Annotated in this window: 16 protein-coding genes and 1 pseudogene; 5 read left to right on the plus strand and 12 right to left on the minus strand. The window is 63.3% G+C overall.

The window, feature by feature from the left end; translation table 11 throughout:
* Positions 1–3,857: 3,857 nt before the first annotated feature.
* The gene (locus ARTH_RS23115; RefSeq protein WP_011691702.1) at positions 3,858–4,724 is read right to left on the minus strand and encodes a hypothetical protein; all 867 of its coding nucleotides are present in this window, start codon (positions 4,722–4,724) and stop codon (positions 3,858–3,860) included.
* Positions 4,725–5,348: 624 nt separating this feature from the next.
* On the opposite strand from ARTH_RS23115, the gene ARTH_RS23850 reads away from it, so the two are divergent.
* The 4 genes and pseudogenes from ARTH_RS23850 to ARTH_RS24230 all read left to right on the plus strand — a co-directional run bounded on the left by ARTH_RS23850 (position 5,349) and on the right by ARTH_RS24230 (position 6,403).
* Positions 5,349–5,546, plus strand: coding sequence for a hypothetical protein (locus ARTH_RS23850; RefSeq protein ID WP_156810654.1), 198 nt, complete (start codon positions 5,349–5,351; stop codon positions 5,544–5,546).
* Positions 5,547–5,687: 141 nt separating this feature from the next.
* Positions 5,688–5,853 (plus strand): annotated as a pseudogene (locus tag ARTH_RS24545) (Mu transposase domain-containing protein); the annotation flags it as partial.
* 67 nt (positions 5,854–5,920) lie between these two features.
* Complete coding sequence (locus ARTH_RS23855; RefSeq protein WP_156810655.1) at positions 5,921–6,076, plus strand: hypothetical protein; 156 nt, start codon at positions 5,921–5,923, stop codon at positions 6,074–6,076.
* A gap of 129 nt (positions 6,077–6,205) precedes the next feature.
* Positions 6,206–6,403, plus strand: coding sequence for a hypothetical protein (locus ARTH_RS24230; protein WP_232223612.1), 198 nt, complete (start codon positions 6,206–6,208; stop codon positions 6,401–6,403).
* A gap of 220 nt (positions 6,404–6,623) precedes the next feature.
* On the opposite strand, the gene ARTH_RS09390 is transcribed toward ARTH_RS24230, so the two are convergent.
* The 11 genes from ARTH_RS09390 to ARTH_RS09440 form a co-directional block, all read right to left on the minus strand.
* Positions 6,624–8,060 carry a hypothetical protein gene (locus ARTH_RS09390; protein WP_043429693.1) on the minus strand — a complete coding sequence of 479 codons (1,437 nt, stop codon included), beginning with the start codon at positions 8,058–8,060 and terminating at the stop codon, positions 6,624–6,626.
* 1,585 nt (positions 8,061–9,645) lie between these two features.
* Entirely contained in the window at positions 9,646–10,194 is a 549-nt protein-coding gene (locus ARTH_RS09395; RefSeq protein ID WP_011691705.1) for a heme-degrading domain-containing protein, read from the minus strand.
* A gap of 64 nt (positions 10,195–10,258) precedes the next feature.
* Positions 10,259–11,281 (minus strand): LacI family DNA-binding transcriptional regulator, encoded by a 1,023-nt coding sequence (locus tag ARTH_RS09400; protein WP_011691706.1) that lies wholly within the window; start codon positions 11,279–11,281, stop codon positions 10,259–10,261.
* A gap of 61 nt (positions 11,282–11,342) precedes the next feature.
* A complete protein-coding gene (locus tag ARTH_RS09405) occupies positions 11,343–12,947 on the minus strand; it encodes a GMC oxidoreductase (protein ID WP_011691707.1) in 1,605 nt (534 codons plus the stop codon).
* A gap of 5 nt (positions 12,948–12,952) precedes the next feature.
* Entirely contained in the window at positions 12,953–14,167 is a 1,215-nt protein-coding gene (locus tag ARTH_RS09410) for a glycoside hydrolase family 88 protein (RefSeq protein WP_011691708.1), read from the minus strand.
* Between the two features lie 27 nt (positions 14,168–14,194).
* Positions 14,195–15,712 (minus strand): aldehyde dehydrogenase family protein, encoded by a 1,518-nt coding sequence (locus ARTH_RS09415; protein WP_011691709.1) that lies wholly within the window; start codon positions 15,710–15,712, stop codon positions 14,195–14,197.
* A 47-nt stretch (positions 15,713–15,759) separates the two neighbouring features.
* Positions 15,760–16,572 carry an enoyl-CoA hydratase/isomerase family protein gene (locus ARTH_RS09420; protein ID WP_011691710.1) on the minus strand — a complete coding sequence of 271 codons (813 nt, stop codon included), beginning with the start codon at positions 16,570–16,572 and terminating at the stop codon, positions 15,760–15,762.
* Positions 16,569–18,836 carry a GMC family oxidoreductase gene (locus ARTH_RS09425; RefSeq protein WP_011691711.1) on the minus strand — a complete coding sequence of 756 codons (2,268 nt, stop codon included), beginning with the start codon at positions 18,834–18,836 and terminating at the stop codon, positions 16,569–16,571. Before ARTH_RS09425 ends, ARTH_RS09420 begins: the two co-directional genes overlap by 4 nt.
* Positions 18,837–18,869: 33 nt before the next feature.
* Complete coding sequence (locus tag ARTH_RS09430) at positions 18,870–20,504, minus strand: acyl CoA:acetate/3-ketoacid CoA transferase (protein WP_011691712.1); 1,635 nt, start codon at positions 20,502–20,504, stop codon at positions 18,870–18,872.
* 17 nt (positions 20,505–20,521) lie between these two features.
* The gene (locus tag ARTH_RS09435) at positions 20,522–21,532 is read right to left on the minus strand and encodes a Gfo/Idh/MocA family protein (RefSeq protein ID WP_011691713.1); all 1,011 of its coding nucleotides are present in this window, start codon (positions 21,530–21,532) and stop codon (positions 20,522–20,524) included.
* Positions 21,533–21,541: 9 nt separating this feature from the next.
* A complete protein-coding gene (locus ARTH_RS09440) occupies positions 21,542–22,564 on the minus strand; it encodes a LacI family DNA-binding transcriptional regulator (RefSeq protein WP_011691714.1) in 1,023 nt (340 codons plus the stop codon).
* Positions 22,565–22,836: 272 nt separating this feature from the next.
* Here ARTH_RS09440 and ARTH_RS09445 point away from each other — a divergent pair, with 272 nt between their 5' ends.
* A complete protein-coding gene (locus ARTH_RS09445; protein WP_011691715.1) occupies positions 22,837–24,129 on the plus strand; it encodes an ABC transporter substrate-binding protein in 1,293 nt (430 codons plus the stop codon).
* Positions 24,130–24,139: the final 10 nt, after the last annotated feature.

The following is a 24,139-nucleotide window of genomic DNA, read 5'->3' on the forward strand; positions in this document are numbered from 1 at the left end:
GCTCGGCTGTGGCCCGTCGTGGCCACGGTTCAGTTCGATGGCGAGGGTGATGGCGACGGAGGGGGCGGCGGGGAAAGGCATGTTCGAGGATCCCCTTGGTATCTAATGGTCGCAGTGCCTTGAACTCGTCCGGCTGAGCTTTCTGCCGTCACAGCCAGGTCTCCTGGAACCTGAACCGGGGGAGCCTTGAAGAACAACCTGGTTCCCGTAATCTGCACTGGCACGCGCTGCTGACCTACAACAACTACGTTCACGCGGGTGAGTATGCCGACTAACCAGACACTTTCTCCGCCGCAAACGGAACTTGAGAGCAGACTCTCTGGAGCGCCATTCTGGGAGGCGGATACTCCGGTCAATCTAAGTTGACAGGCTCTGCCGGTCTGAGCAATCAGCTCGACTTCCGCCTTGGGGTGATCTTGATGGGCGATAATCAGCCTGTTCAACGCGTCGTAGGCAGCCAACGCCAGGCAGGTGTCTTCGGTGGGGCGGGGCACCTGTGCGAGTTCCATTGCCCCTTTGGCCCACATGGTTTCGTCTTTACTCTCCAAGGCCGAACAGAGAAAGGCAGCGGCAACCCACAGATCGGGTCCTCGGGGGTTGGTGTGCGGCAAGCCTGCGCACTGCGTTCCCTGAAGCGCTAGGTAGAACGCAGAAGGCGGGGGATCTTCCGGGAATGCCGGTCCAGCGGGAAGCCAGATTACAGGCGCACTACCGAGGGGAGGCGGACCCCCTGGCGCTGGTGGGCCAGGTGGGGGTTCGACCGTCGGCGCGGGGGGAGGCTGGACAGTCGGCACGGCAGGGGGCTCGACCATTGGTGAGGGCGAAGGATCCTCCGCCGGGGCAGCAGTTTCCGGACTTGTCTGGGAGCTTGTTGGACCGGCTGGCACCGAGGCCATGCTTGGCGATCCAGTAGGCGTGGCCGATCCGGAGCTGGGCCGATCGTTAGCACTTCCGCCGCGGGTGGGAGCAAAAAAACAAGCTGAAAGCAGAGCTAGAACCGTAAGTGCAGCGAGGAAGACTCCGTTCACCCTGACGAAGTTGGTGTCTCTGCGAGGTTGCAAAACGAATCTGCCGGTCACGATCGCGGTCCCATGCTGCCATTCAAATTGGCCATCAATGTCATCATTGTTGGCTGATGAGCCGACATTGAGCAGTTTTCAGGGGAGCCCCGGGTCACACACCTGGAGTCCAAGAACAGCTGACTACCTCGCATTCTAGACTCCGAAATCTGATGGCACCACGCCGGTTCGCGACTTGTTCCAAGCAAAGGGGAAATGGGGTCTAAGCGCATGCTCCGCCGCAGGGGAGAGCCGTGCCTGGGCCGTGGGGCTCTTTGCCTGTCACAGAAACAACGGCGACTGTGGCTAGCTAATCCCTCGCAGGATCGATTGCGTGCCAACAGGCAGTCAGCCGCCGGCCGGACTCCTACACATGGACCAAATGTCCGTGTGTGCACTGCCGGCGGTGAGGTTGGGTGGTGCGTGGTGAGCAACTACTGCAGCCAGGTTTGGCCTCTTTGGGAGCCGCTGGCAATGGGCCGCCGCCGAGTGAGTTTGCGGAGGAGATGGCGGCGCCAATTCACTGACGCCGCCATCTCATGGTGGGTACTAGGGCATCGAGATGATCGGAGTGGACCTCCAGCTACTCCAAACTGGGATACCAAACACAGGGCTCTCCTGATGCCGAGCTTGGTGGAAGACTTCTTCCGGTCCCAATTCGGTATTTATCTGGGGGAGCACGTTGTGAAGCGTCACGGAATTGTTGGCTCCTACATGAACAGTCTTTGACGAATTCTTTATCAGCTGATTTGGTGCGGGGAAGTCAACCTCCCAGACCCGATGCTGGACTGTCACAAACCGATCCTTCAGGCAGTTCACCCTTACGGGAAAATCGGTGAGCTTCTTGCCGTGCGAGTCAAAGCCGACAAATATCGGACTCAAAGGCGTAACGCTGCAGGAAAATATGGGCGGGACTGCGGCTTGGGCCGGGGCGGCCAAAGCGAAGGGCGCTGCTGTAAGGGCAAATGAAGCTGCGGCAAGCAAGGCAGTTCTCTTGACCGGGATTGTGGCTCTAAACATGCTCGTCTCCTGTGTCGGGGTCCGGCCAGGGGTACTTGTCGCTACGTGCGCAATCGCGGCGCCCAAGGCGTGGGACGACCTGTAGCTGACCTCTGGTGGCCGGGGACGGTTCCGGTTCGAATTCGACCCGGTAAGTCCATGTTCCGGTGAGGTCCGGGGTCTGCGCTTCCGTGCTGACACGGTAGCTTTAGAGTGCGGCGGAGGATGCCATAGCTGGCGGTGGTCGGTGGGCGCGAGATTATTCAGGTGGCCGAGGCCACCCCGGCATCGCGGCTGCAATAAAGCTCGCGGTTTTAGGGCAGCCCCACCGTTCGCAATACTGAACAATCTCGCGATCGCTTGACGGTTACCGCTGTGTGGATGAAGGCTACCGCAAAATCCTGGACTTTATTGCCAGTCATAGAACGGCTGCCGCAGTGGGGATCGAAGGAACCGGCTCATACGGTGCCGGCCTTTCCAAGGTGCTCCGCACCCTTGATCTGATTGATTGCTGTCGTGCGGGCTTTCATTGCCGAAGTGCGCGCGGTACGGAGGATCCGTAGGCATTCGACGGGTCCGTCTTTGGCTTTCGGGATCGAGACGCCTCGTTGAGCCAGTACTGACTGGGCGGCCTGGTAGGCATCCAGGGGATCGGATTTGCCTTTCAGGCAAGGCTGGGCCCGGTTCGGCCGGGTGACCTCCAGGACTGTGAGCCCTTCGCTGGCCATCGTCAGCGAATACGGCAAACCTCTGGCCGATCAGGAGTTCCTCGCCGTGGGCTCCGGATCATTGACCGGGTGTAATCCAAGGCTCCGGTTTGCGATTCAAGGAAGGACCCGAGACGGGCAACAAATCGCAGTATGAGTGTAGAACTCCCTTGAACCGTGCTGGCTTTCCGGGCCCAGTGGGTGATGAGGCACTTTGCTCCTCAGCCTCGAGCCTTGGCCGGACCAACACAGGAGCACGAGAAATGTCCCCTATATCGAACCAGGCCAAAACGTCCCAACGCCCACGACGGAAACTAGCTCTACTCTCCGCAGTGTCGCTTGGACTTGCGGCCATTCCCATCGGCTTGGCCGCTCCCGCACAAGCGGCAGAGAGCATCCGAGCCTGTACGGTCACCGCTGTGCAACCCTCTTTCGCTGGCCACAACGCCGCCGGCGTCAAGAAGGTCGACTATCCGGTCAGGATCTACTGCTCCAAGACCAGGATTCTAAACATCATTCAGACACGATGGGAAGATGACAGCTCCTGGACTCCCCCTGGGACGGAAACGACTACCAAGGAAAAACGACCCGGACCAACTACCGAGTTGCTGCCGGGACGACCGTAACCCTTCCCAGCGTGCACCTCCTCCAGAACACAGAGCCCGGGAACGAGGAGGTATTCCACAAAGTGACCTATCAGGAAGGCTTCGGCGGTCTTTGGACCGACTGGGCCGCCAAGGTCAGCGCCAACAGGTCGATGCCGGGATAATCACCTGACTCTTCCAAGTCACGTGGAGCTCGGAACGTTTTACTTTGGAGTTCCACAATCAACTTCGTCCGGTCTCATCAGGATGACCTATCCAGTGAGACCGGACGAACAATTGGCCTTTAGCGACCCAACGCCGCAGTGGCGTTCGAGGGAACACCGTCTTGGTGCCGTCGCTGCGTCGAAAAAAGGGCGCTGAACACAAACGCCCTCGGGTCCTGAGGCCCGGGGCTTGAAGTTGTACCAGAACGGGTGCGGGATGACTTTGCCGGCCAGGGGTACCGGTGTACCGGTGAGACATGTACCGTGAAGAGGCTACCGCGCACGTCAATGTGCGCCGGTTGTCGGCGCATGCTTCCCCTTCTTCGTCTTTCGCGTGAAGGCCACTACGACCCAGCCACCGACAAGCGCGATGGACCCGAGGAAGGCATTCATTGGAGCAGACATGTCCTTGATCCAGGCGGATACCACGTACATCAGTCCGACATCGACAGTGATCGTCTCCGTGTGGGAATTAATGGCGGTGTCGCCTTCAAGGTCTGGGATCACGAGTCGGAGCACCATCTGGTGCCGCCCGGGCTGGACACCGGTGATGTGCCATCCCCACTCGCCAAAATGGGACTTAGGCAGTGCGATGGTTTCGCTGGTCGAACGCTCGATATTCATTCCGCCGTCTTCGCTGGTGAGATCAGCTCGCATCTTTTCGCAAAGAAGCACATCACGCCGGGTCGGATCCCCCGTTCCGGGCAGACCGCTCCCAGGATCTATCGGTGATGTTTTGAAGACCACCCTGACCACGAATTCGACTTTCTCACCCTGCTTGAGGGGGGACGGGGCCTTAAAGGCCATCCGGCCGTCGAAACAACCCTCCAGACCCGGCTGCTCCGTTTGGGACGGGGAAACGGCGCCAGTGGGCGAGATGGCGGAGCGGGTAGGCACAGGGCTAAAGGAAGGGGGCGGAGGGGGCGGAATATCAATCCACTCGCCCCCGTCGCCAGGGTTAGGGGGGTCATAGGTGGCGGGAGTGCTCGCCGCGGGTTTGAGGGTCGAGTAGTAGGTGCTCAGGACGGGGGCGGCGGACCGAAGAGAGTAGACCTCAGTGAGGGAAGACATCACCGCCAGTATCAGAGCCGTCACCGTCACGACCACGCTGGCCCCTGTCAGCAATATCCGTTCTTTGCGTCGAGTGCTCATTCTTCACTCCAACCGTTGAGTGAATCAGCAATGTTGAAGATCCGCGGGCGCCGGCGACGTTCGCGGTCCGGTATTTGCTATGCAGTTTGGCCCCTCGGGGAACTGCGGTCAAGACGGCCGGGCTTTACTGGCTGGGTCTTTCCATCGGAGGAACAAGTAGCCTCGGCCAACGGTGCATCGCGGACCACCCGGCGAAGCCTGCTTGCGTTGACGCCGGACATCTACATCCGCGACTTCGTCGGTGACAGCGGCGAATCGCGCAGCGGACCTATCAACGCCTCGCCCGGCATTACTCTTCGCAAAGTGGTCGCCGACGCTCAGGCAGCGTTTGGGCAATGCAGCGGCAGGGAGATGAACGCCACCCTCGGTTATGAGGGAATGTCTGGCAGTGCGTCCCCGGCGCCCTCAAGCACGTTTCGGTAGCCTCTGACGGAACGGTGTGGGGGTGAACGCCAACGACATGATCTACCGGTGCGTCGGAAACTACTGGATCCAAATCCCGCCTGAAGTCCCACTCCACCAGGTCATCATAGACCGGCGGTCCCGGCTTCCGGTTCAGGCCCTGTTTCTCTGAGAACACCGACAGATGCCGTGGTCCCTGAACTGAAGAGGCGTAGCCGCCTGTTGAAGCACGAGAATGAGATCCCGCGTCGGGTGGCTCAACAGCTGGTTTGGGACAACGAATCGGGGATAGGGCAGGGTCGGCTGACCGAGCCGGCGGCGGCGTTCGCTGGCGTACTGGGCAGCGAGATCCGGCAGTTGCCGCCACGGGATCCGGAATCCAAGGGCATCGTGGAGCGGATGAACCGTTACTTCCGCTAGGGCTTCATGCCCGGCCGGACGTTCGCGTCCCCGCTGGATTTCAACAACCAGCTCGCGGACTGGCTGCCGCGCGCGAACCCCCGCTACTCCCGGACCCGTCATGGCGGTCCGGTCGAGCTATTCATCCGGGACCGGGATGCGATGCGGCCGTTGACGCCGGTGGCGCCCGAGTTCGCCTTTCGCAGCAGCGTCCGGCTGCCACGGGACTACTACGTGCGGGTCTTCTCCAACGACTATTCCGTGGACCCGGGTGATCGGGCGGATCGTGAACGTCGAAGTAGACCTGGAAAAGGTGACTGTGAGCGCAAACGGCCGGCTGCTGGCCAGGCACGACCAGCGGTGGGCCAGGCACCAGATCTTCACCGACCCCGGGCATGTGGACAAGGCCCCCCTCCCTCCGACGGATCCATCGCAGCGTCAAGGCCGGACGGTCGACGGTGGTGGAGGAACGGGACCTGTCGATCTATGACGAACTGTTCGGTGTCGCCATCCCTGACGATACCCGCGAGCTCTCGGGGGCAGGACGGTGAGCGCTGCAGTGAAGGACATCGAGTACTACGCCCGAGCACTGCGCGCGCCGCGGAGCGCCGACGGCTACCGGTCCCTCGGAGACCGGGCCCGGGAGGCCGGCTGGTCGCACGAGGACTACGTCGCCACTTTTGCTCCGCGAGGTCGCCGAACGCGAGGCTTCCGGGGCTGCCCTGCGGATCAGGGCCGCGAGGTTCCCCGGACACAAGCTGCTGGACGAGTTCAACTTCGACCATCAGCCTGCCGCGGACCGGAACCTCGTCGCGCATCTGGGTACCGGCGTCTTCTTTCTGAAGGAGGCCATAACGTGGTCCTGCTCGGTCCTCTAAGCACCGGGAAAACCCAATTGGCTGCCGGGATAGGTATCTGGGCAGCGCGCGCGGGCACCGCGTCCTGTTTCGACACCGCGACCGGGTAGGTGTCTTGATTGGCCGAAGGCCACGCGCCAAAACAAAATGAAAAAGCAACATCGCCGTCCGGACGGCGTTGCAACTAGCTCGGTCTTCGGGGGTGCATGTGGCAGCGGGACCGCGTTACCAAGAGTGCTGACTAATTGGGGCAGTCATTCGAAAGATCAGGGCTGAGCTTGAGCTTCAGTAGCAGATCAGGGGTCACACCTATATGCTCCGAACTGGGGAAATTAGGGCCAGTGAACGCTTTGGTCGTCCCCGCCAGAACCGGCTCCCACGGGTCGTAGCTGCCGTCGCCACCTCCTAACAAGGACGAGTAAGTTTTGTCTGACCATCCCCAGAGCGTTGTCACGAGTGTGTCGTCACGATTCAGGCAGATATCCAAGGACGCGTGCGCCTTATTCGCCCGGATCAGTGTGCGCACGGATTGGCGGAAGTCGCCAGTGTAGGCCACGAACGATAGGTTGGGGTTATCGCGGCGTCCCTGCGTTTCGACCGAAATCGTCAGGCGCAGATCAATGTCACGTTTATGCTCCCTAGCGCAGGCTGTGCCGGCGGAGTGAGGAGTAGCATAGGGGGGATCGTCCTTGGTGACCCATAGAGCAATTGGGATACTTGCCGCATCGAATGATTTTTGATCGCGAGTCATGTTGAGCAGACGGCACCATTCGTGTTCCGTCTGTGCGACAGCAGAATCGAAGGCTTCCTCCCAATTCACCCTTGAATCGACGTCGTGCTGCAGACAGTTATCGTAGATCGGGCGATCATTAGTTCCCCAATAATTTTGGCATTCGTCCCCGCCGTGGCGTATGCACACACTCTCTTTATCGAGGCATGTGAAATCCGCCAAATTGGAAGAGTAGGGCGCCTGACCTGGTGGGGGACACTGCCCGTTCCCATTAGTAAAGGGTTTCGAGCTGGCGGTCATCAGTCCCCTGAGCCGACCAGAATAAAACGGCCACACGTTCGGCACGGCTGATTTAGGGCTCCCAAATTGGTCCTTGGGCAAATCGATAACGCCCCAAATGTTGCCCTGGACCGTGACGATATCGCTGTTGACGCTCTCTGCTGGAAACAGTTTTTCGTACGGACCGAGCCTTCGCCAGTTCCCGAGTCCCGAGTCAAGCAGGCGCTTCGGGTACGTCGTCCCGAAACCCAAGCCGACAGGTACAGGATCCACCCACGGAGAGTGGGAGTAGAAGTCCTGAACCGGATGAAGCAGCTGCCCCCAACGCATAGTCGCGGTGCTGCTGTCAGTAGGACCAACTGACGTCGAGATCGCGGATAAGACCTGATCATATTGGCTTCGGATGTACTCCGTGCTTTTCGTGAACAGGCAGTTGGTAAAGTGAAGTTCCGGTCGATCGGTCGTGCCCTTTCCGTCTTGATCGATGTTCTTTTCTTTGATGCGGGAACGAATGCCGGGCGACAGGAAATCCAAAGCCCTGTCAGTAATTGTCCTGTGACCCTGGCCGTCGCAGATGGTGTTAACGACGACGTCCCTTTCTACGCAGAACGCGCGGGCCGGGGAAGCGGAGCCAACTATCCAAGCCGGGGCCAGTAGGAGAACAGCCATGCACGAAATGAAGTGGCGTCCTCGCATCTGTAGCTCCTCAGCGACTATAGCTGTCTTCGCCTGCACACAGGTCGTAAGCACAGGTGTAAATCTTGGCCGTCAGGTCTGTCAATGGCCAATCGTTTTGTGCGGGTAAGGGGCTTGAGGATCGGTGCTCGGGAAAGTCACGCTAAGGCACCAAAGTCCGGCGCCCCGCGCGCGGGAGAACTAGGCGGAATCAGGGAATCGCCCAGAATGGCTTCCCGGATGCGGCCGGCCGGCACCAGCCGCCTCAGTGCGCGCGGCGCCGGGTCCTCGTCGATTCCAGCAGGAGGCTCGCCCGGGTATTGTGGTGCTTATTTCGGGCGGGTTCGGTTCCAGAGACCTACCCGTCATATTCGAGCGAAATTGCTCCCGGCCCGGACGGCCGTTAAGCAGCCCGGTTGAGGTCGCCGAAATGGGCAAAAGAGGGTGTGCACAATGTGCACACCTTGGGCTTCGGATCGGGTTGTACTGGTGGCGGACTGGGCCGGATTCGGCAGGTTTTCGGGGGAGCGGCGGAATTGCAAGGACTGGAGTCCGGTTCGAGTCCCACCTCGGGCACGCATAGCCCCTCGTTAGAGGGGGTTCTTGCTTAAATGTGTGGACATTGTCCCTCAGCTGGTCCCTCTGACTGTGGCCGCGGTGTGTGCCTGGCGCCGCGGTGGCCTGTTCGGTTGTGTGGGTGGCGGGGTCAGGTTCCTGGCCTGTGGGCCCTCCGCTGCTGGAATCTGGGGTCAGATGCCGTCCTTTCTTGCCGTCCCGGTAGCCAGCCATTGGCCGTCACTCATTCATGGCGCGGAGTTGTGGTGACGACTTGACGAAGTCGGTTTCTCTTCGACGATCTTCCTCGGATTACTGCCTTCTTCGATCCAGGCAGGGCGCGCTCGTCGCCTGTTTGTCCGGCCAAAGGGGGCGTGCACATTGTGCACACATTTGTGCACGGGCGGCCTGTCATCCTCATCGTTGTCTCTTCCTCGTGACTCTGCCTTCAGCGTTCATGCAGGTCTCGGTTCCGCATGACTTTGCGGCCCCGATCATAGGTTCTTGTGGGACGTTCCTGTCATCGGGCACCTCTCGTGGCATATCTGTTGCCGGCGCACGATCCTTCGACAGAGTGAAGGTGTGTGGGAGCCGGACTCTTCTTCGGTCAACCAGTCATCGCTGGTGAATGGCTTTCAATCGGTGCGACGGCATCCGCTGCGCGGTCCGCAGGCGTGTCGGTCAGATGTGTGGGTCGTTCTCATACACGGAGTCACCGCTGGGTTTGAGGATCCGGAGTGCAACTTGGGGAACCGGGAGCGGTTCGAAGTTTCGTGAGGAGATACGCGACGCGGGAGCGGAACGAAACTTTGGATCGAGTCCGGCGCGGAGCGCCCTGGTTGCGCGGAGGACCGGCCAAGTCTCCGCCTCCTTTCCCTCAGTGGCCAACGGGCCTCACTTGGACCCAAACGGTGACCTCAAACGGGACAAAAGATTGACAGCCAACGAAAATAACCGGGGAAATCTGTCCTTTGCCGTCGCGCTAAAGCAGAGTTCAGTCACTCGGTCGGGCGCGGATTCCTGCCTAGTCCGTGATTCGGTTGCTGAACAACGTCAGTGCCTCTACAACGAAGTCGTGATCATCCTTCTGCGGCAGACCGGAAACTGTCACGGTGGCCACGTGCCCGGTGCCTTTCACGTATACAGGGAATGCTCCGCCGTGGGGTGCATAGCGTGTCTGGTCGAACCAGCCGTTGTCTTCTATGCTTCCGCCGCCGAGTCGTCCCTTGAGGCCTACGAGAAGGGATGGTTCGGCGTACCGCTCCGCTGTTTTGCTCTTTTTCTGGACCCAGATTTCGTTGTCAGGGGTGGCCCCGGGCAGGGAGACGTGGAAGAGTACGTGCTCGTTTCGGCGGATGTCGATGGCGACCGGGAGTTTTCGTTCGGTGGCCATTTCCACTAGCAACAGTCCAAGGGCGAGGGCGTCGGCCTGGCTGAAGCTGCCCAGCTGTAAAGTGCGGATTTCGCCTTCGATGCGTTCGATCAGCGAGCGTAGGGCGGGGTCGGATTGTTCGGCCCGGGAGTCCGGATCAAATTCCGGTTCGGTCGGTAGGTCTATGGGTTCGGGGACCATGAAGGATCATTTCCTGTCTGTTGCTTGTCCGGTGGGTTCCCGAAGGGGTTCCCGCACGGCGTGCTTAGGTCCGGCGCCGCCAGGTCGCCGTGGAGGACCGGATCTTGAGCTGTGGCTGGATGAGAGTCAGTTGCGTGGGAATGTCCTCGTTCCCGTCCGCGAGGCGGGTCATTAGCATTTCGGCGCCTTTTGCCCCGATCTCCTGGGGGAATCCGGCAACGGATGTCATGGGAGGAACCTGGCTTGCGGCGATGCGGGTGTCATCGAAGGATGCCACCGCGAGGTCACGGCCGGGTTCCAGCCCGCGGCGCCGCATCTCGTCGTAGATACCTTGGGCGACCGCGTCGTTGTACGCAATGATCGCGTCGGGGAGTTTTCCCTGGTCGAAAAGCCGGCCCACTGCGGCCACGCCTCCTTCCGGAGTGATGGGGCTGCGGAACTCGTCCACGCTCCACACGTCGCAGCCCCTGGGTTCAAGCGACGCCCGAAGACCTTCCTCCCGTTCTGCCAGGGAGGATGCCGTCAGGCCGCCGAGGAATGCCACGCTTCGGCAGCCCAACGCCGAAAGGTGATCTCCGAGGATCGTTGCCCCCTTGACGTTCTCGCTCCCCACGTAGTCGAAGCCGGCGAACCGGCGTGCGAGCAATACCACAGGGACGCCGGCGGCATTGACCTGCTTGGCCAGTTTCTCCGGGTCAGTATCTGGTGCCGGGAGCAAAAGAATGCCGTCGACCTGGCGTTCGATCATTGACGAAATGATTTCGTGCTGGCGGTCCGCGTGGTCGCGGCTGTAGCCGATGAAGATGGTGTAGCCGGCGTCGTGGGCGATCTGGTCGACGGCCATGGCCAGCTCGGCAAAGTAGGGGTTGATGATCTCTGTGACGATGAGCCCGAGTGTCATGGACCTGCTCTGCCGGAGGTTGGCGGCCTGCCGGTTGTAGACGTAGCCGAGCTCGTTCATTGCTTCGCGTACCTTGGCCGCTGTCGCTTCCGGGATGCGGGAGCTGCCCCTAACGACGAGGGAAGCGGTTGAACGTGAGACGCCGGCAGCCTTGCTCACGTCTTCGAGGGTGATGCGCGGGGCCATGCTGTATTCCTGCCGGTTGGTCGATAGGCGGGGAAGCGGCGCTGCCCGCTTTTCGACTTTATCAATCCTTTCCTGCGGAGAGCCGTTGGGCGGCCGGGTCGCGGGCCGCGAGAATGGTGTCCGCCACGCGGAGGGCATTGGCTGCGATGGTCAGCGCCGGGTTGAGTGCCGCCGATGAGGGAAAGAAGGAGCTGTCGACCACCCAGAGGTTGTCCAAGTCATGGGCTCGGCAGTCAGGGGTGAGAACGCTGGTGGAGGGATCGTGTCCTGCCACGGCTGTTCCGCACTGGTGGGAGTTGGTTTCGATGCCCATGCGCTCGGTGAAGATGGCTGGGTAGCCGGCTTTCCGGACGGCCTTGCTGATCCGGTGGACCAATTCCTTGTGGGGGCCGAGGTTATTCGGTTTCCACCAGACGTTGATCCTGCCGTTGACAACGCTGATGCCGTTGCTCCGCCGGGGGAGGTCCTCGGTGGTGAGGTAAATGTCGATGCTGCGGTCCGACATGGCTTTCAGGAGCCAGGTTGGTGCCCAGGGCCTGGCCATCTTGAGCATGCTGGCACGTAGTTTTCCGAGCATCTGCAGGTTCCCCAAGGGGAACTGGTTGGCGGGTCCGGCTTCGTACCAATCGTTGAGACCCAGGGTTTTCTGCCACAGCGTCCGGTTGACTTTGAACGGGTTGATGCCGATGAAGAAGGTGCTGTTGTGCACCATGTAGTTCCGGCCCACGAGTCCGGAGGAGTTGGCCAGGCCGCCAGGAATCTCGGGAGTGGCCGAGTTCAGCAGGAGCGCTGCCGAGTTCACGGCCCCGGCGGCGAGGATGAATTTGTCCGCTTCGATGCGGATGATGCGGTCGTTCTGCTCGGCGAGGGCCGCGACGACAGTCCGGCCGTCATCACCGGTGAGGAGCCGGATGACTTTGGTATCGGCTAGAAGTTCGACGCCGGCAGCCAGCGCCGGATTGATGGCGACCTTTTCGGCGTCGGACTTTAACCCGGCTTCGTTCGGCGCACCGTCGCTGGTGGCGCACAGTGCGCGTTTGTCCTGGGTTTCGGCCTCCAGCCCGTTGGGCATTCGGAACGGATGCAGGCCCTGCCGGCGGAAGGAATCCGCCAGTGACTGGATGGCTGGTTCGTGGTCTAGCGGCGCGTGCGGGTAAGCCTCTGAGTGCATGGGTTCGGTGGGGTCCTCGCCGATCTGGCCGCGGACCTGGAACAGCTGTTCGGCACGGGTGTAGTACGGTTCGAGGTCTTCGTAGCTGAAGGGCCAGGCCGGCGAGATTCCGTCCGCGTGCCGGGTTTCCGCGAAGTCGCTGGCGCGGAAACGCGGCAGGCAGGCGCCGTAGACCTTGGTGTTGCCTCCCACCCAGTAGAAGACGCCCGGTTTGAAGGGTGCCCCGGTGCGGCCGTTGTACCAGGTGTCGGCGTTTTTGTAGCGGCCCTTGAGGTATACCTCGTCCAGGTCGGAATTTGCCGGTTCAACAGGGAGGCGGTGGCCGCGTTCGATGACCAGGACCTTCGCGCCGGAGTCCTTGAGGGCGTAGGCCATGGTGCCTCCGCCCATGCCTGATCCGATGATGGCAATGTCAGTCCGGATCACCTCGTCCGGGTGCGCGGCTTGTGCCGGCGCTGCCGGACACGGTGCCTCGTCAATTGATTCCCAGGACACAGCAATCACCGGCCTCTCTGGGCTTCGGCGTACTGCTGGATCTGGTCCATGGTGTCCAGGAACCAGTAATCGCCCCACATCACCGACTCGTCGACGCCCAGACCCTTTCCTTCGTGGTAGCTGCCGTGTTTGAGCACGCCCTCCCAGTCCTCGCTCGGCCCGGCCAGGAAATCGTCCTCGGTTAGGCGGCCGATGATGGCCACCGCGTAATCGGCATAGACCTGCGCTTTGGTGCGGTCCTGGATGAGGCCGGCGAGCTGCCAGAAGCCGCCGGCCGCGGCGGCCGCAGCCGATGTTTCGTAGGGCCGGACGGGGTTGGGTTCGTCCCAGTCGTTCGGTGGGACGAGACAGTCGCCGGTCTTTTCGAGGTAGAAGTCCGCGGCGGCGATGGCGGTTTCGAGGAAGCGCCGTTCGCCGGTGAAGCGGTAGACGGTACCGAAGCCGTAGAGCGCCCAGGCCTGCCCGCGGGCCCAGGATCCGTCGTCGGCGAAGCCCTGCTGAGTGGTCTGCTTCAGGAAGGAGCCGGTTTCCAGATCGAAAATGCCTTCGTGGGAGGCCGAGCCGTCGCCGCGCATGAGGAACCGGCGGGTGGTGAGGCAGTGGTCTACGGCTTTGCGGGCCATGTCCTGGTCTCCGGTCTGCTGCGCGGCGTAGAGGGCCATGTGGATGTTCATCATGATGTCGATGAACAGGCTGTCGGGCTGGCGGAAGCTGGGCATGTACCGGCCGGCTTCCCGGTAGCGGCTGGCAGTGGTGCGTCCGGCCTCGATGACGACGTCGCGCTTGGTGGTGTCACCTGTTGCTTCGAACCAACGCCGGAAAGTGGACCAGAACAAGAAGCCCAGGTCGTGGACGGTGTCGTCGCTCTTGCGTTCTTCGATGAGCTCGGAGTAGTGCTCGGCCGCGCTACGAAAGCGGGCGCGATCGGCCTCGTCGGCCCGGCGGGAAAGCATCCACAGCTGACCCCCAAGGAAGCCTTCGCACCAGTTGGTCCAGGCTTCGCCGTCGACCACCCATTTGCCTTCCTCTGTGTAGAGCGGGAACCGGTCCGGGTGCCTGATGATCAGTCCGTTCAGTTTCGCCGAGGCGGTCTTCCATGCCTTGGAGGCGGCATCGGCGAACTCTGCGGGGACTTCGTAGCCTGTCGGCAGCGTGAGGGGCAGCATCGTGGGCAGCACGGCGGGTGCGTGCGCCGGGGCGGAGGTTGCGGTGGCAGTCATGTTCATTCCTTCAAGGGTTTTGGGGTCTTAGCGGCGGGGTGCGTCGGGGGCGTCGACCCAGCGGTTTTCACGGATGCCGACCTGGAGTTGGATGGTTTTCAGTTCGCTGAACTCGGCGAGGGCCTGGCGGCCGAGTTCGCGGCCGATGCCGCTGTGTCCGTAGCCGCCAAACGGCACTTCGGGGTATCCGTCCATCCAGCGGTTGACCCAGACGGTCCCGGCGCGCAGGTCGCGGGCGGCGGTCAGGGCTTCGTTGATGTCGTTGCTCCAGATGCCGGCGGACAGGCCGAACGAGGTGGAGTTGGCGATCCCAATGGCCTCCTCCAGGGTGTCGTAGGGCAGCACGGACAGGACGGGCCCGAAGATCTCGTCGGTGGCAATGGTCATATGGGCGGTGACGTCGGTGAAGACGGTGGGCTGGTAGAAGCGGCCGTTGAGGCCGGTATCGAGCCGGTCACCGCCGGTGAGCAGGTGCGCGCCGGCGTCGCGGCCTTCGGCCACGTAGCGTTCGACGACGGCGAGCTGGGCGTCGTTGACAAGGGAACCGACGAGGGTCTCGGCCTTGAGCGGGTCACCGACGCGCATGTGCTGGGCACGCTCGACGACGGCGGATGCGAATTCGTCGGCGATGGAGCGGTGCACGATGAGGCGGCTGCCGGAGTTGCAGCACTGGCCGACGTTGAAGTAGCCGCCGAAGACACCGGCGTCGACCGCGGCGGTGAAATCGGCGTTGGCGGTGATGATTTGCGGGTTTTTCCCGCCGAGTTCGAGTTCGACCTTTTTGAGGTCCCGGCCGGCGGCGGAGGCTATGCCTTTGCCCACGCCGGTGGAGCCGGTGAAGCTGATCATGTCGATTCCGGGGTGTTCGGCAATGGCCGCGCCCACGACGCGGCCGCCGGTGACGATGTTGACGACGCCGGCCGGGAAACCCGCTTCGCGGATGAGCTGGCCCAGCATGACGGTGGTCGCTGAGGTGCTTTCGCTGGGTTTGATCACGGCGGTGTTGCCGGCGGCGAGGGCGAACGGCAGTTTTTGGCTGATGATCAGCAGCGGGAAGTTCCAGGGCGTGATCATGCCGACGACGCCGATGGGCTCGTGGACGACCATTGCCAGGGTGTCCTGGCCGAGGGCGTTGTGGGCATCGCCGTGGGTGTTGCGGGCCAGACTGGCCGCATACTCCCATAGCTCGGCGGTGCCGGAGACTTCGTTGCGTGACTGGGTGATCGGTTTACCGGTCTCCAGCGTTTCGGCCAGGGACAATGCTTCGGCGTCGCGGCGGACGAGATCGGCGACCTTCAGGAGCAGCTTGGACCGTTCGGATCCGGTGGACTGGCGCCAGCCGCGGTCGAGGGCTTTTCTGGCGGCAGTGACGGCACGGTTTACGTCTTCATGCCCGCCCTCCGGGAAGGAGGTGACTTCGACTTCATGCGCCGGGCTCAGTCGGGTGAAGGTCTGGCCGCTTTGTGCCTGGGCGTCTTCGCCGTCGATGATCATCGGGCGGTAGGTGGGCTCGACATCGTCGAGCGTGTAGCTCTTGGTTTCCATCTCAGGTGTCCTTAGAAAAGATGTTGCGCGAGTTTGGCTGGGCGGTCTCAGTTGTCCGTGAAGAGCGCCGGGCGCTTTTCCCGGAATGCTGCGACGCCCTCGGCGAGGTCGTCGGTGGCGGCGGCGAGGCCGCCTGCCAGGGCTTCCAATACGCGGGACGGGGCTCCATCGGCGGCTGCGTCGATGAGTTGCTTGCCCAGCTGTACCGCCAGTGGTGCTCCGGCGAGCAGGTCGGCGCTAAGCCTGGCCACCGCGCCCTCCAGTTCGTCTTTGGGGGCGACGGCGGTGGCCAGTCCCCAGGCAAGGGCTTCCTCGCCCGAAAGCTGCCGGCGGGTCAGGACGAGTTCCTTTGCCCGCGCCCTGCCGACGAGTTCGGTCGCCCGTTCGGTACCGCCCCATCCGGGGACGGTCCCGAGGCCAGTTTCGGGCAGGGCCACCTTCGCCTCGGCGGCGATGACACGGAAGTCGCAAGCGAGGGCGAGTTCCAGCCCGCCACCGAACGCAAGTCCGTCGACGACGGCGATGCTGGGCTGTCGCAGTCCGGCGAGGGCATCCAACGCACCGTGGCCCGTGGCGATCCAGTCCCGCCACATCCCGGCAGCGGACAGGTCTGCGAAATGGTTGATGTCGGCTCCGACGCAGAAGACCTTCTCACCGCCGGTTCGGACGATTACCAGCCTGGCCGATGAGGCGGCAACTTCCCGGGCGGCACCTGCAAGGTCCTCGAGGACTCCAAGGGTCAGGGCGTTCAGCTTCGACGACCTGTCGACCAGGATGGTCGCAGTGTGGCCGTCGGCGGAGTAGCCGACAGTGACCTGTCCCGTGGCTTCCGTGGTGACGGGTGTCGTTTCGGTGCTCACGGCTGGTCCTTTCGGTGGCCGCCGAGCTCGCCGGCGAGGTGTTCGGCGGCGCGCATGACGATCGCCCAGATGGTCAGGGTGGGGTTGATGCCGGGGCAGCTGGGGAATGCGGCGCCGGAGTACATGTACAGGTTGCGGGTGTCATGGACGGCGAGATGCTCATCCAGGACCGAACCGGCAGGGTCGTGGCCAAACCGGGCGCCGCCGAGGTCGTGGCTGGATCCGACGCCGGTGAAGTACGGGCCCTGCCAGGTCTTGGTGGCGCCCATGTCTTTCAGCAGGCCCGTTGCCGTGTCCGCCATCCACGAAGCCAGGCGCCGCTCGTTGTCCCGGAGCCGGTAGGTTACCCGGACCAGCGGCATGCCCAGGCCGGAGGAGTCGCGGTGCCGGGGATCGATTTCCAGCCGGTGCGATGCGTAGGGCAGTGCGTCGGGCTGGATCCGGATGACGCCCTGCTGGGACCAGAGCTTCAGGTGGTCGCGGTAGCCGGCACCCCAGCGGCGGACGTCCCCGGGCAGGGTTTCGCGGGCGATCTGCAGTGGCAGGGCCTGCTGTTCGGCGCCGAGGGTGGCGCCACCGATGAAGCCGTGGTCCAGGGAGCGGAACTTCGGTGAGAGGTAGTCGTCCAGGACAACGCCCTGCGCGGCCGGGCCGGTGTGGCGGTTGAATTCGGTGCCAGGGAACAGTGCGTCGACGTGGCCGAACATCTTGGTCATGTAGTGCAGGCCCAGCTGGCCAGTGTTGTTGCCGAGGCCGTTCTCGTGCCGGGCGTCGGCCGAGAGGTACATCAGGCGCAGGTTCTCGTAAGTGTAGGCCGAGAGGATGACGGCCCGCGCGTACTGGCGGCGCACCCGGCCGAGCGGATCGACCCACTCCACGCCGCGGGCGGCGCCCGAGCCATCCATGATGATCCGGGTGACCCTGGCGTGGGTGCGCAGCTCAAAGTTCCCGGTTCCGATCGCGGCCGGTACTGGTCCGAGCCCCGGGTGCCAGCGGTCTCCCCGGAAGGAGCCGAGGCCGTTGTTCCAGGCGCTGTAGCCGGTGGCCGGGCGTCCGCCGTAGGATTCGGTGGTGAATCCGACGGGCACGGGGTGCGGGTGAAGGCCGGCAGCCTTGGCCGTCTCGGTGAACTTGTTGCCGAGGATGAACGGGCGGGTGGGCGGCAGCGGGAGGGGCTTGCTGCGGGTGACGAAGGGGTTGGATTCGTCGCCGGCGATGCCGATCAGGTGTTCAAGCTTGGTGTAGAACGGCTCGAGCTCCTCGTAGCCCACGGGCCAGTCCGCCAGCGTGCAGTCCTCCGGCAGTGCACCGGCTCCGTACAGTTCGTCGTAGTGGCTCTTGGGAGCGAACTGCCAGGGGTGGAAGCGGCGCAGCCAGGAGCCGTAGTGACCTGCGGAACCCCCAACGCCGTTGACCATGCGGCCCAGCGAGAAGGTGGCCTCGCGGCTGTCCTCCTCGTCCGCGGTTTCGCGCCAGCGCGGGGTCTCCTGCTGGAATTTCGGGCCCAGCCCGCCGCGGGTGTAGTAGGCGTGCTCGAGTTCGTCGGGGAGGAACTCATCGAGCGGACGGAACGGGCCCGCCTCGATGCCGACGACGCTCAGGCCGGCTTCGGCGAAGATCTGGGCGCTGAGCCCGCCCATGGCGCCCACGCCGACGAGCAGGACGTCCACTTCATCGGTCATCCGGGGGTTGACGGCATTTTCGTAGCCGAGCTGCTTGAGTTGGTGGCCCTCGGTGTCTCGGGGGATTTCCTGCATCGCGTCGGCAAGGGTCTTGATGACCCCGCCTTTGGTGGTGTGGTCGGTGCTGAGGTTTTCCTCCGCTGAATTTTCCAGCCACACGCCGGGGTGCTTGAGGAACTTCCAGCCGGCGGCATCCTTGTTGCCGCCGTGGGCCGGGTCCGCGAAGAGACCTTCCTGCAGGTGCGCGATGATCAGACCGAAGAGATCCCGTTGCTCCTTCACCGGTAGTTGGTCGGTCAGGTCACCCTGTTCGAGCAGGACCAGCACGTCGGTGCGTTCGTCCAAGGTGAGTGCGGCGAAGTTCCTGCCGTGCTTGTCCTCCGCGTAGCGGTCCAGGGCGCCGAAGAGCCACTGGTAGCGGGGGAGGTCCTTGCGGCCGTAGCCTTCCAGCGTCAGGTCCAGGTATTCGGTGACCCCGGCGTCGCGGACGTCGGGGCTGTCGCCGTCGGAGGGGAACATTGCCTCGAACAGTGCATCGGCGAGTTCGCTCTCGTAGGGCGTGAGGATGCGGTGGCTTCTCATTGCAGGGGTCCTTTCAGGCGTTTCGGCCGTGCGTCAGCGGGCGGCCAGCGAATGGGAGCGCTGTTCGATCCGTTCATGGAGCGGCAGCGCCGGAAGGTGCATGCCGACAGGGGCGTCGGCGAAGAGGGCGAGGTCCATGGTGCGCAGGTCCTCGGAGACGATCAGCGGGAATTCACAGCGGTCCAGGACGTCTTTCTGCAGGTCGACGCCGGGCGCAATTTCGGTGACCACAAGCCCTGCGGCGGTCAGCTCAAGGACCGCGCGCTCGGTGATGTACTTGACCTTTTGTCCGCGGGCCAGGGCCCGGGGTCCGGAGAATGTGACGGCCGAGACATCGTTGACGAGCTTCGTGAAGGGACCGTCGGCGCGGATGTCGAGGCCGGTCTTGCCGGCGGAAATGTCCCGGCGTCCGGCGGTGAAAGCGCCCATGAAGATGATCTCCGGGGCCGAGGAGGTGATGTCTGCGAATCCGCCGACGCCCGCTGTGACGTGGCGCTTCCTGGGCAGGTGGTGGACGTTGACGTTTCCGTGCCGGTCTATTTCCAGGAAGGACAGCAGCGAGCGGTGGAACCCGCCGCCTTGCAGGAGGGTGAACTGGTCAATGCTGGGCATGATGGCGTCGGGGTTCTGGGCGCATCCGAATGCGAAGTCCAGCAGGGGGATGCCGCCGACGGCACCCTGCTCGATGACCCAGCTGACTTCCCGTCCCTGGCTTTCTTCGACCAGGACGTGGGGGACGAGGGCGGAGACCCCGAAGCCGAGGTTGACGATTTCGCCGGCTTTCAGTTCCTGGGCGGCCCGGCGGGCGGTGATCTTCTCCAGGGAGAAAGCGATGTGGGGGAGCGAGCCCAGGGGCCTGCGCAGCTGCCCGGAGATCGCGGGGTCGTTGGGGGTCAGGGTGGTCTGTAGCTGGTCTTCGGCGATCACGATGGCGTCGACGAGGATGCCGGGAACCTTTACGTGCTGCGGGTGCAGGCTTCCCGCTTCGGCCAGGCGCTTGACCTGGGCGATGACGACGCCGCCGTTATTGTGCGCTGCGTAAGCCAGGTCCAGGGCCCCGAGCGGGGATCCTTCGTCCTCGAAGGTCAGGTTGCCGTATTCGTCGGCGGTGGTGGCACGGATGATGGCGACGTTCGGGATCACTGAGGGGAAGAACAGCCACTCCTTCCCGGCCAGGGTGGCGGTTTCCACATGGTTTGCCGGCGTGGTGCTGTTCATCCGCCCGCCCTGGAGGCGGGGGTCGATGAAGGTGTCCAGGCCCACCTGCGTGAAGACGCCCGGCTGCTTCGCCGCCGCGGTGCGGTGCATCTGGTAGATCACCCCGGACGGGAAGTTGTAGGCCTCCACTTCGTCGCGCTCGATCATCTGCCAGATCAGGGGCGGCTCGGCGCTGGACGGGCCGGAGGGGTAGGAACCGGCGATCACCTTGCGCAGCAGCCCCCGCCGGGCAATGTGGTCGATGCCCTTGACCCCGTACATGTCGCCGGCGGCGATCGGGTGCACGGACGTCAGGTTGACCGGGTGGGAGGTTTCCTCGAACCGCTGGCCGATGCCGGCGAGGACACTGTCCGGGCACCCGAGGGCGCTGGAGGAACTGACGGTGATGACGTCGTCGTCGTTGATGAGGTCCGCCGCATCGCGGGCGGAGAGGATCTGTACCTTCTGCATGGCGTTCTTTCTGGCTGTTAGTAGATGTGGACGGTGCGGCCGGAGGTGGCGGATTCCTGCGCCGCCAGGGCTACTTTGACCGCCATCAGGCCGTCCCGGCCGGTGGCCGTTGGGCTGCCGCTGCCTTCAACGGCTGCGGTGAAGGCACGCAGGCCGATCACGTAGAGATCATCGGAACAGTCGACGTCGACCGTCCGGGTACCGTCAGCCTTGGTCAGGACCACTTGCCCCTTGGTGTCCTGTGTCATGGCGTCGATGACCTGGATGGTGCCCTTGGTGCCGTGGACCTCGAGGGACGTCGCAGCGTATCCGACCGTGAAGGAATCGTGGGTCTGCGCAAGGACCGGCGGTGCGCCGTCCCGTTCGTAGCGGATGACCGTCATGGCGGCGTCTTCCTGGCCGCCGATGTTCCATTCGGCCTGTTGGACCGCCATGGCGGTGACGGCCACGGGGGTGCCCAGCAGCGGGTTCAGGACCGAAGCGTCGTGGCAGGTGATGTCCAGGATCACCCCGCTTCCGGGAGTTCCCTGCCCCAGCCGCCAGCCGCGCAGCCGCTCCGGAAGGAGCACGGCATGGGCGACTTTCGCGGAAAGGACCGTTCCGATGGTTCCGGAGTCGACGAGTTCGCGGACCGTGACGTGCAGGGGGCTGCCCGGCAGATGGTGGTTGGCGGCGAGGACGAGGTTCAGGTCCTCGGCAAGCTCCACCATGGCCTCGGCCTGGCCGGCGTCAAGGGCGAGCGGCTTCTCGCACAGCACATGCTTGCCTGCCTGGAGCGCCCGGGTTGCCTGGTCGAAATGCTTGTCGTTGGTGGAGGAAATATAGACGGCGTCGATCCCCAGGCCTAGCAACTCGTCCAGATCAGTGGTGAACCGGGGCAGTCCGAGGCTTCCGGCGAAGTCGCGCGCCCGGTCTGCGGAGGCGCTGAAGACCCCGACTATATCTCCGCCGCTGGCCCGGATTGCACCGACAACCCGGGTGGCGGCGATGTCGCTGGCGCCGATCAGGCCCCATTTCAATGCTGGCATGGTGTTCTCCTAGGATCTGGGTCGCCATTGGGCGGTGGAAGCTCTGACTTTCAGGGCCGGTTCAATGAGGGCGCGCTGGGGTTCCAGCGCCGGGTTGCGGATACGCTTCAGCAGCAGCTCTGCCGCCGTACTCCCGATCCGCTCCGGGTAGGTGGACACGGAGGTCAGCGGCGGCAGCAGCAGTTCCGCCATGGCGATGTCGTCGAAGCTCGCCACCGAGATGTCACGGCCCGGTTCCAGGTTTCGCCGGCGGAGTTCGGCATAGATGCCCAGTGCGACCGCGTCACTGTAGGCGATGATGCAGTCCGGCCAGATTCCCTGGTCCAGGACCCGGGCCACGCCTTCGGAGCCGCCGACGGCATTATTCGAAGTCGTTGCGGCGGAAAGGGAGGCATCGAAAGCTACGCCGGTTCCCGTGAACCCGGCTTCCAGGCCCTTGATCCGCTCGGTCCGCGCCGAGGACTGCTCCGGACCGCCGATCAGCACCGCTGACGCTGCTCCGAGGGAGGACACATGGCGGGCCAGCTGCCCGCCGGCGGCAATGTTGTCCGGGCCCACATAGTCCAGTTCTTTGGAGAAGTAGCGGGCAATCTGCAGCACCGGGACGGAAGAGCGGTCAATGATGCCGCAGACCGGGGCGAGTTCCGACCCCGTGGCCGGCAACAGGAAAATCCCGTCGACCTGCTGCTGGACCATGGCCTCGAGCTGCCGATTTTGGCGCTCCATGTCATCCCGGCTGTACCCCACGAGAAGGGTGTACCCGGCGTCATGCGCTTCTTCCTCGATGGTCATGGTCAACCCTGCGAAGTAGGGGTTGCGGATGTCCGTCACGATCAGTCCGAGGGTCATGGATTCACTACGGCGCATGTTCGCGGCATGCCTGTTGTAGACATAGCCGAGTTCGGCCATGGCCAGCCGTACGCGGTCCGACGTTGCCTCCGGTATGCGGCTACTTTCCCTCAGCACCAGGGATGCAGTAGATCGCGATACCCCGGCTGCCCTGCTGACATCGTTCAGCGTCACTCTTTTCATTACTCTTCCACCTCCTTCAGGGCTTGTTCCAGTATTTCTATCATGTTTCTGAGGATATTGGTAGACCGATCTAACAATCTTCTCACGGGTAGATTCTGCGTGATTGTAGGTATATGCCGCACTCGCGGCCATCGTTCAAGGCGATGGCGGTGGAAGGTGGCGATTCGGGCCGGGAAGCTATTGCATCGATCTACTTAACTATGTAATCTGAACCACAACGCAGGCTCTAGCCGGGCCTTATCCGGCGTCTGACAACCCAAAGGAGAGTAGTCATGCGTGCACCAAACAAGCTCAGGATTTCGCTGGCCGTAACAGCAGCAGCAAGCCTCATTGCAGTAAGCGGATGTGCCGCCAACACCCCCGCCGGAAGCTCGTCCGGGGGAGGGACCGACAAACTCGAAATCACCTCCTGGTGGACCTCCGGATCCGAGGCCGACGCACTCAATGTGCTGATCGACGGGGTGAAGGCGGCCAAGCCGGGCCTGTCCGTGGACAACGCCGCGGTCTCCGGCGGCGGCGGCGCCAACGCGCGGCAGGCCCTGGCCGCGAGGCTCCAGGCCGGAAGCCCGCCGGACGCCTGGCAGGTACACCCTGCCGGGCAGCTGAAGAGTTACGTGGACGGCGGGCAGGTAGCCGATCTGACTGACTTGTGGACCGAGGGTGACTGGGCGTCGCAAATGCCCAAGGACGTGGCCGAAGCCCAACAGGTCGACGGCAAGTACTACACCGTCCCGATCGGCGTCCACCGCGGGAACGTCCTCTGGACCAACCCCGCCGTGCTCTCCAAGGCGAACGTCACGATCGATGCCGATGCCGGCATCGACGGGCTGATCTCCAGCCTGGAGCAGGTGCAGGCCAGCGGGACCACGCCGCTCTGCCTGGGCGACAAGGACATCTTCGCCTCATCCCAGCTGCTGGAGTCACTCATCATGTCCAGGGCGGGTGCGGACAACTGGACGAAGCTGTTCACCAGCGAGTATTCCTTCGACGCCCCCGAGGTGAAGCAGGCGCTGGAGGACTACAAGACCATCCTCTCCTTCGCCAATAAGGATCACTCCGCTATCACCTGGGATGAAGCCGCGAAGAAAATGGCCGACGGCGAATGCGCGGTCAATCTCATGGGGGACTGGGCCTACGGTGAGTTGCTCAACGCCGGAAAGAAGCCCGGCACGGACTTCGCCTGGGTGGCCTTCCCCGGCAAAGAGGACATCTTCGACTACGTAGGTGACGGCTTCTCCATCCCGGCGAACAATATTCCGCATGCCGAAGCCGCCCGGGCCTGGTTGAAGACGTTGATGGACCCGAAGATCCAGACCGAATTCGCCGCCAAGAAGGGTTCAATCCCCGCAGTGACCTCGGCCGACATCTCGGGGTTGTCCGAATACCAGCAGGAAGCCGCCAAGAGCCTCGCCTCAGGCGCAGTGGTCTCCTCGCTGGCCCATGCCCAGGCCGCCGGAGCCGAATTCGCCCAGACGTACGCCGACGCCGTCTCCACCTTCAACGGCAGCGGCAACACCGATGCCTTCATCGCCAGCATGACGCAGGCCCAGAAGACCCAGCTGTAATAGCAGGTCA

This window comes from Arthrobacter sp. FB24 (assembly GCF_000196235.1).
Classification (GTDB): Bacteria; Actinomycetota; Actinomycetes; order Actinomycetales; family Micrococcaceae; genus Arthrobacter.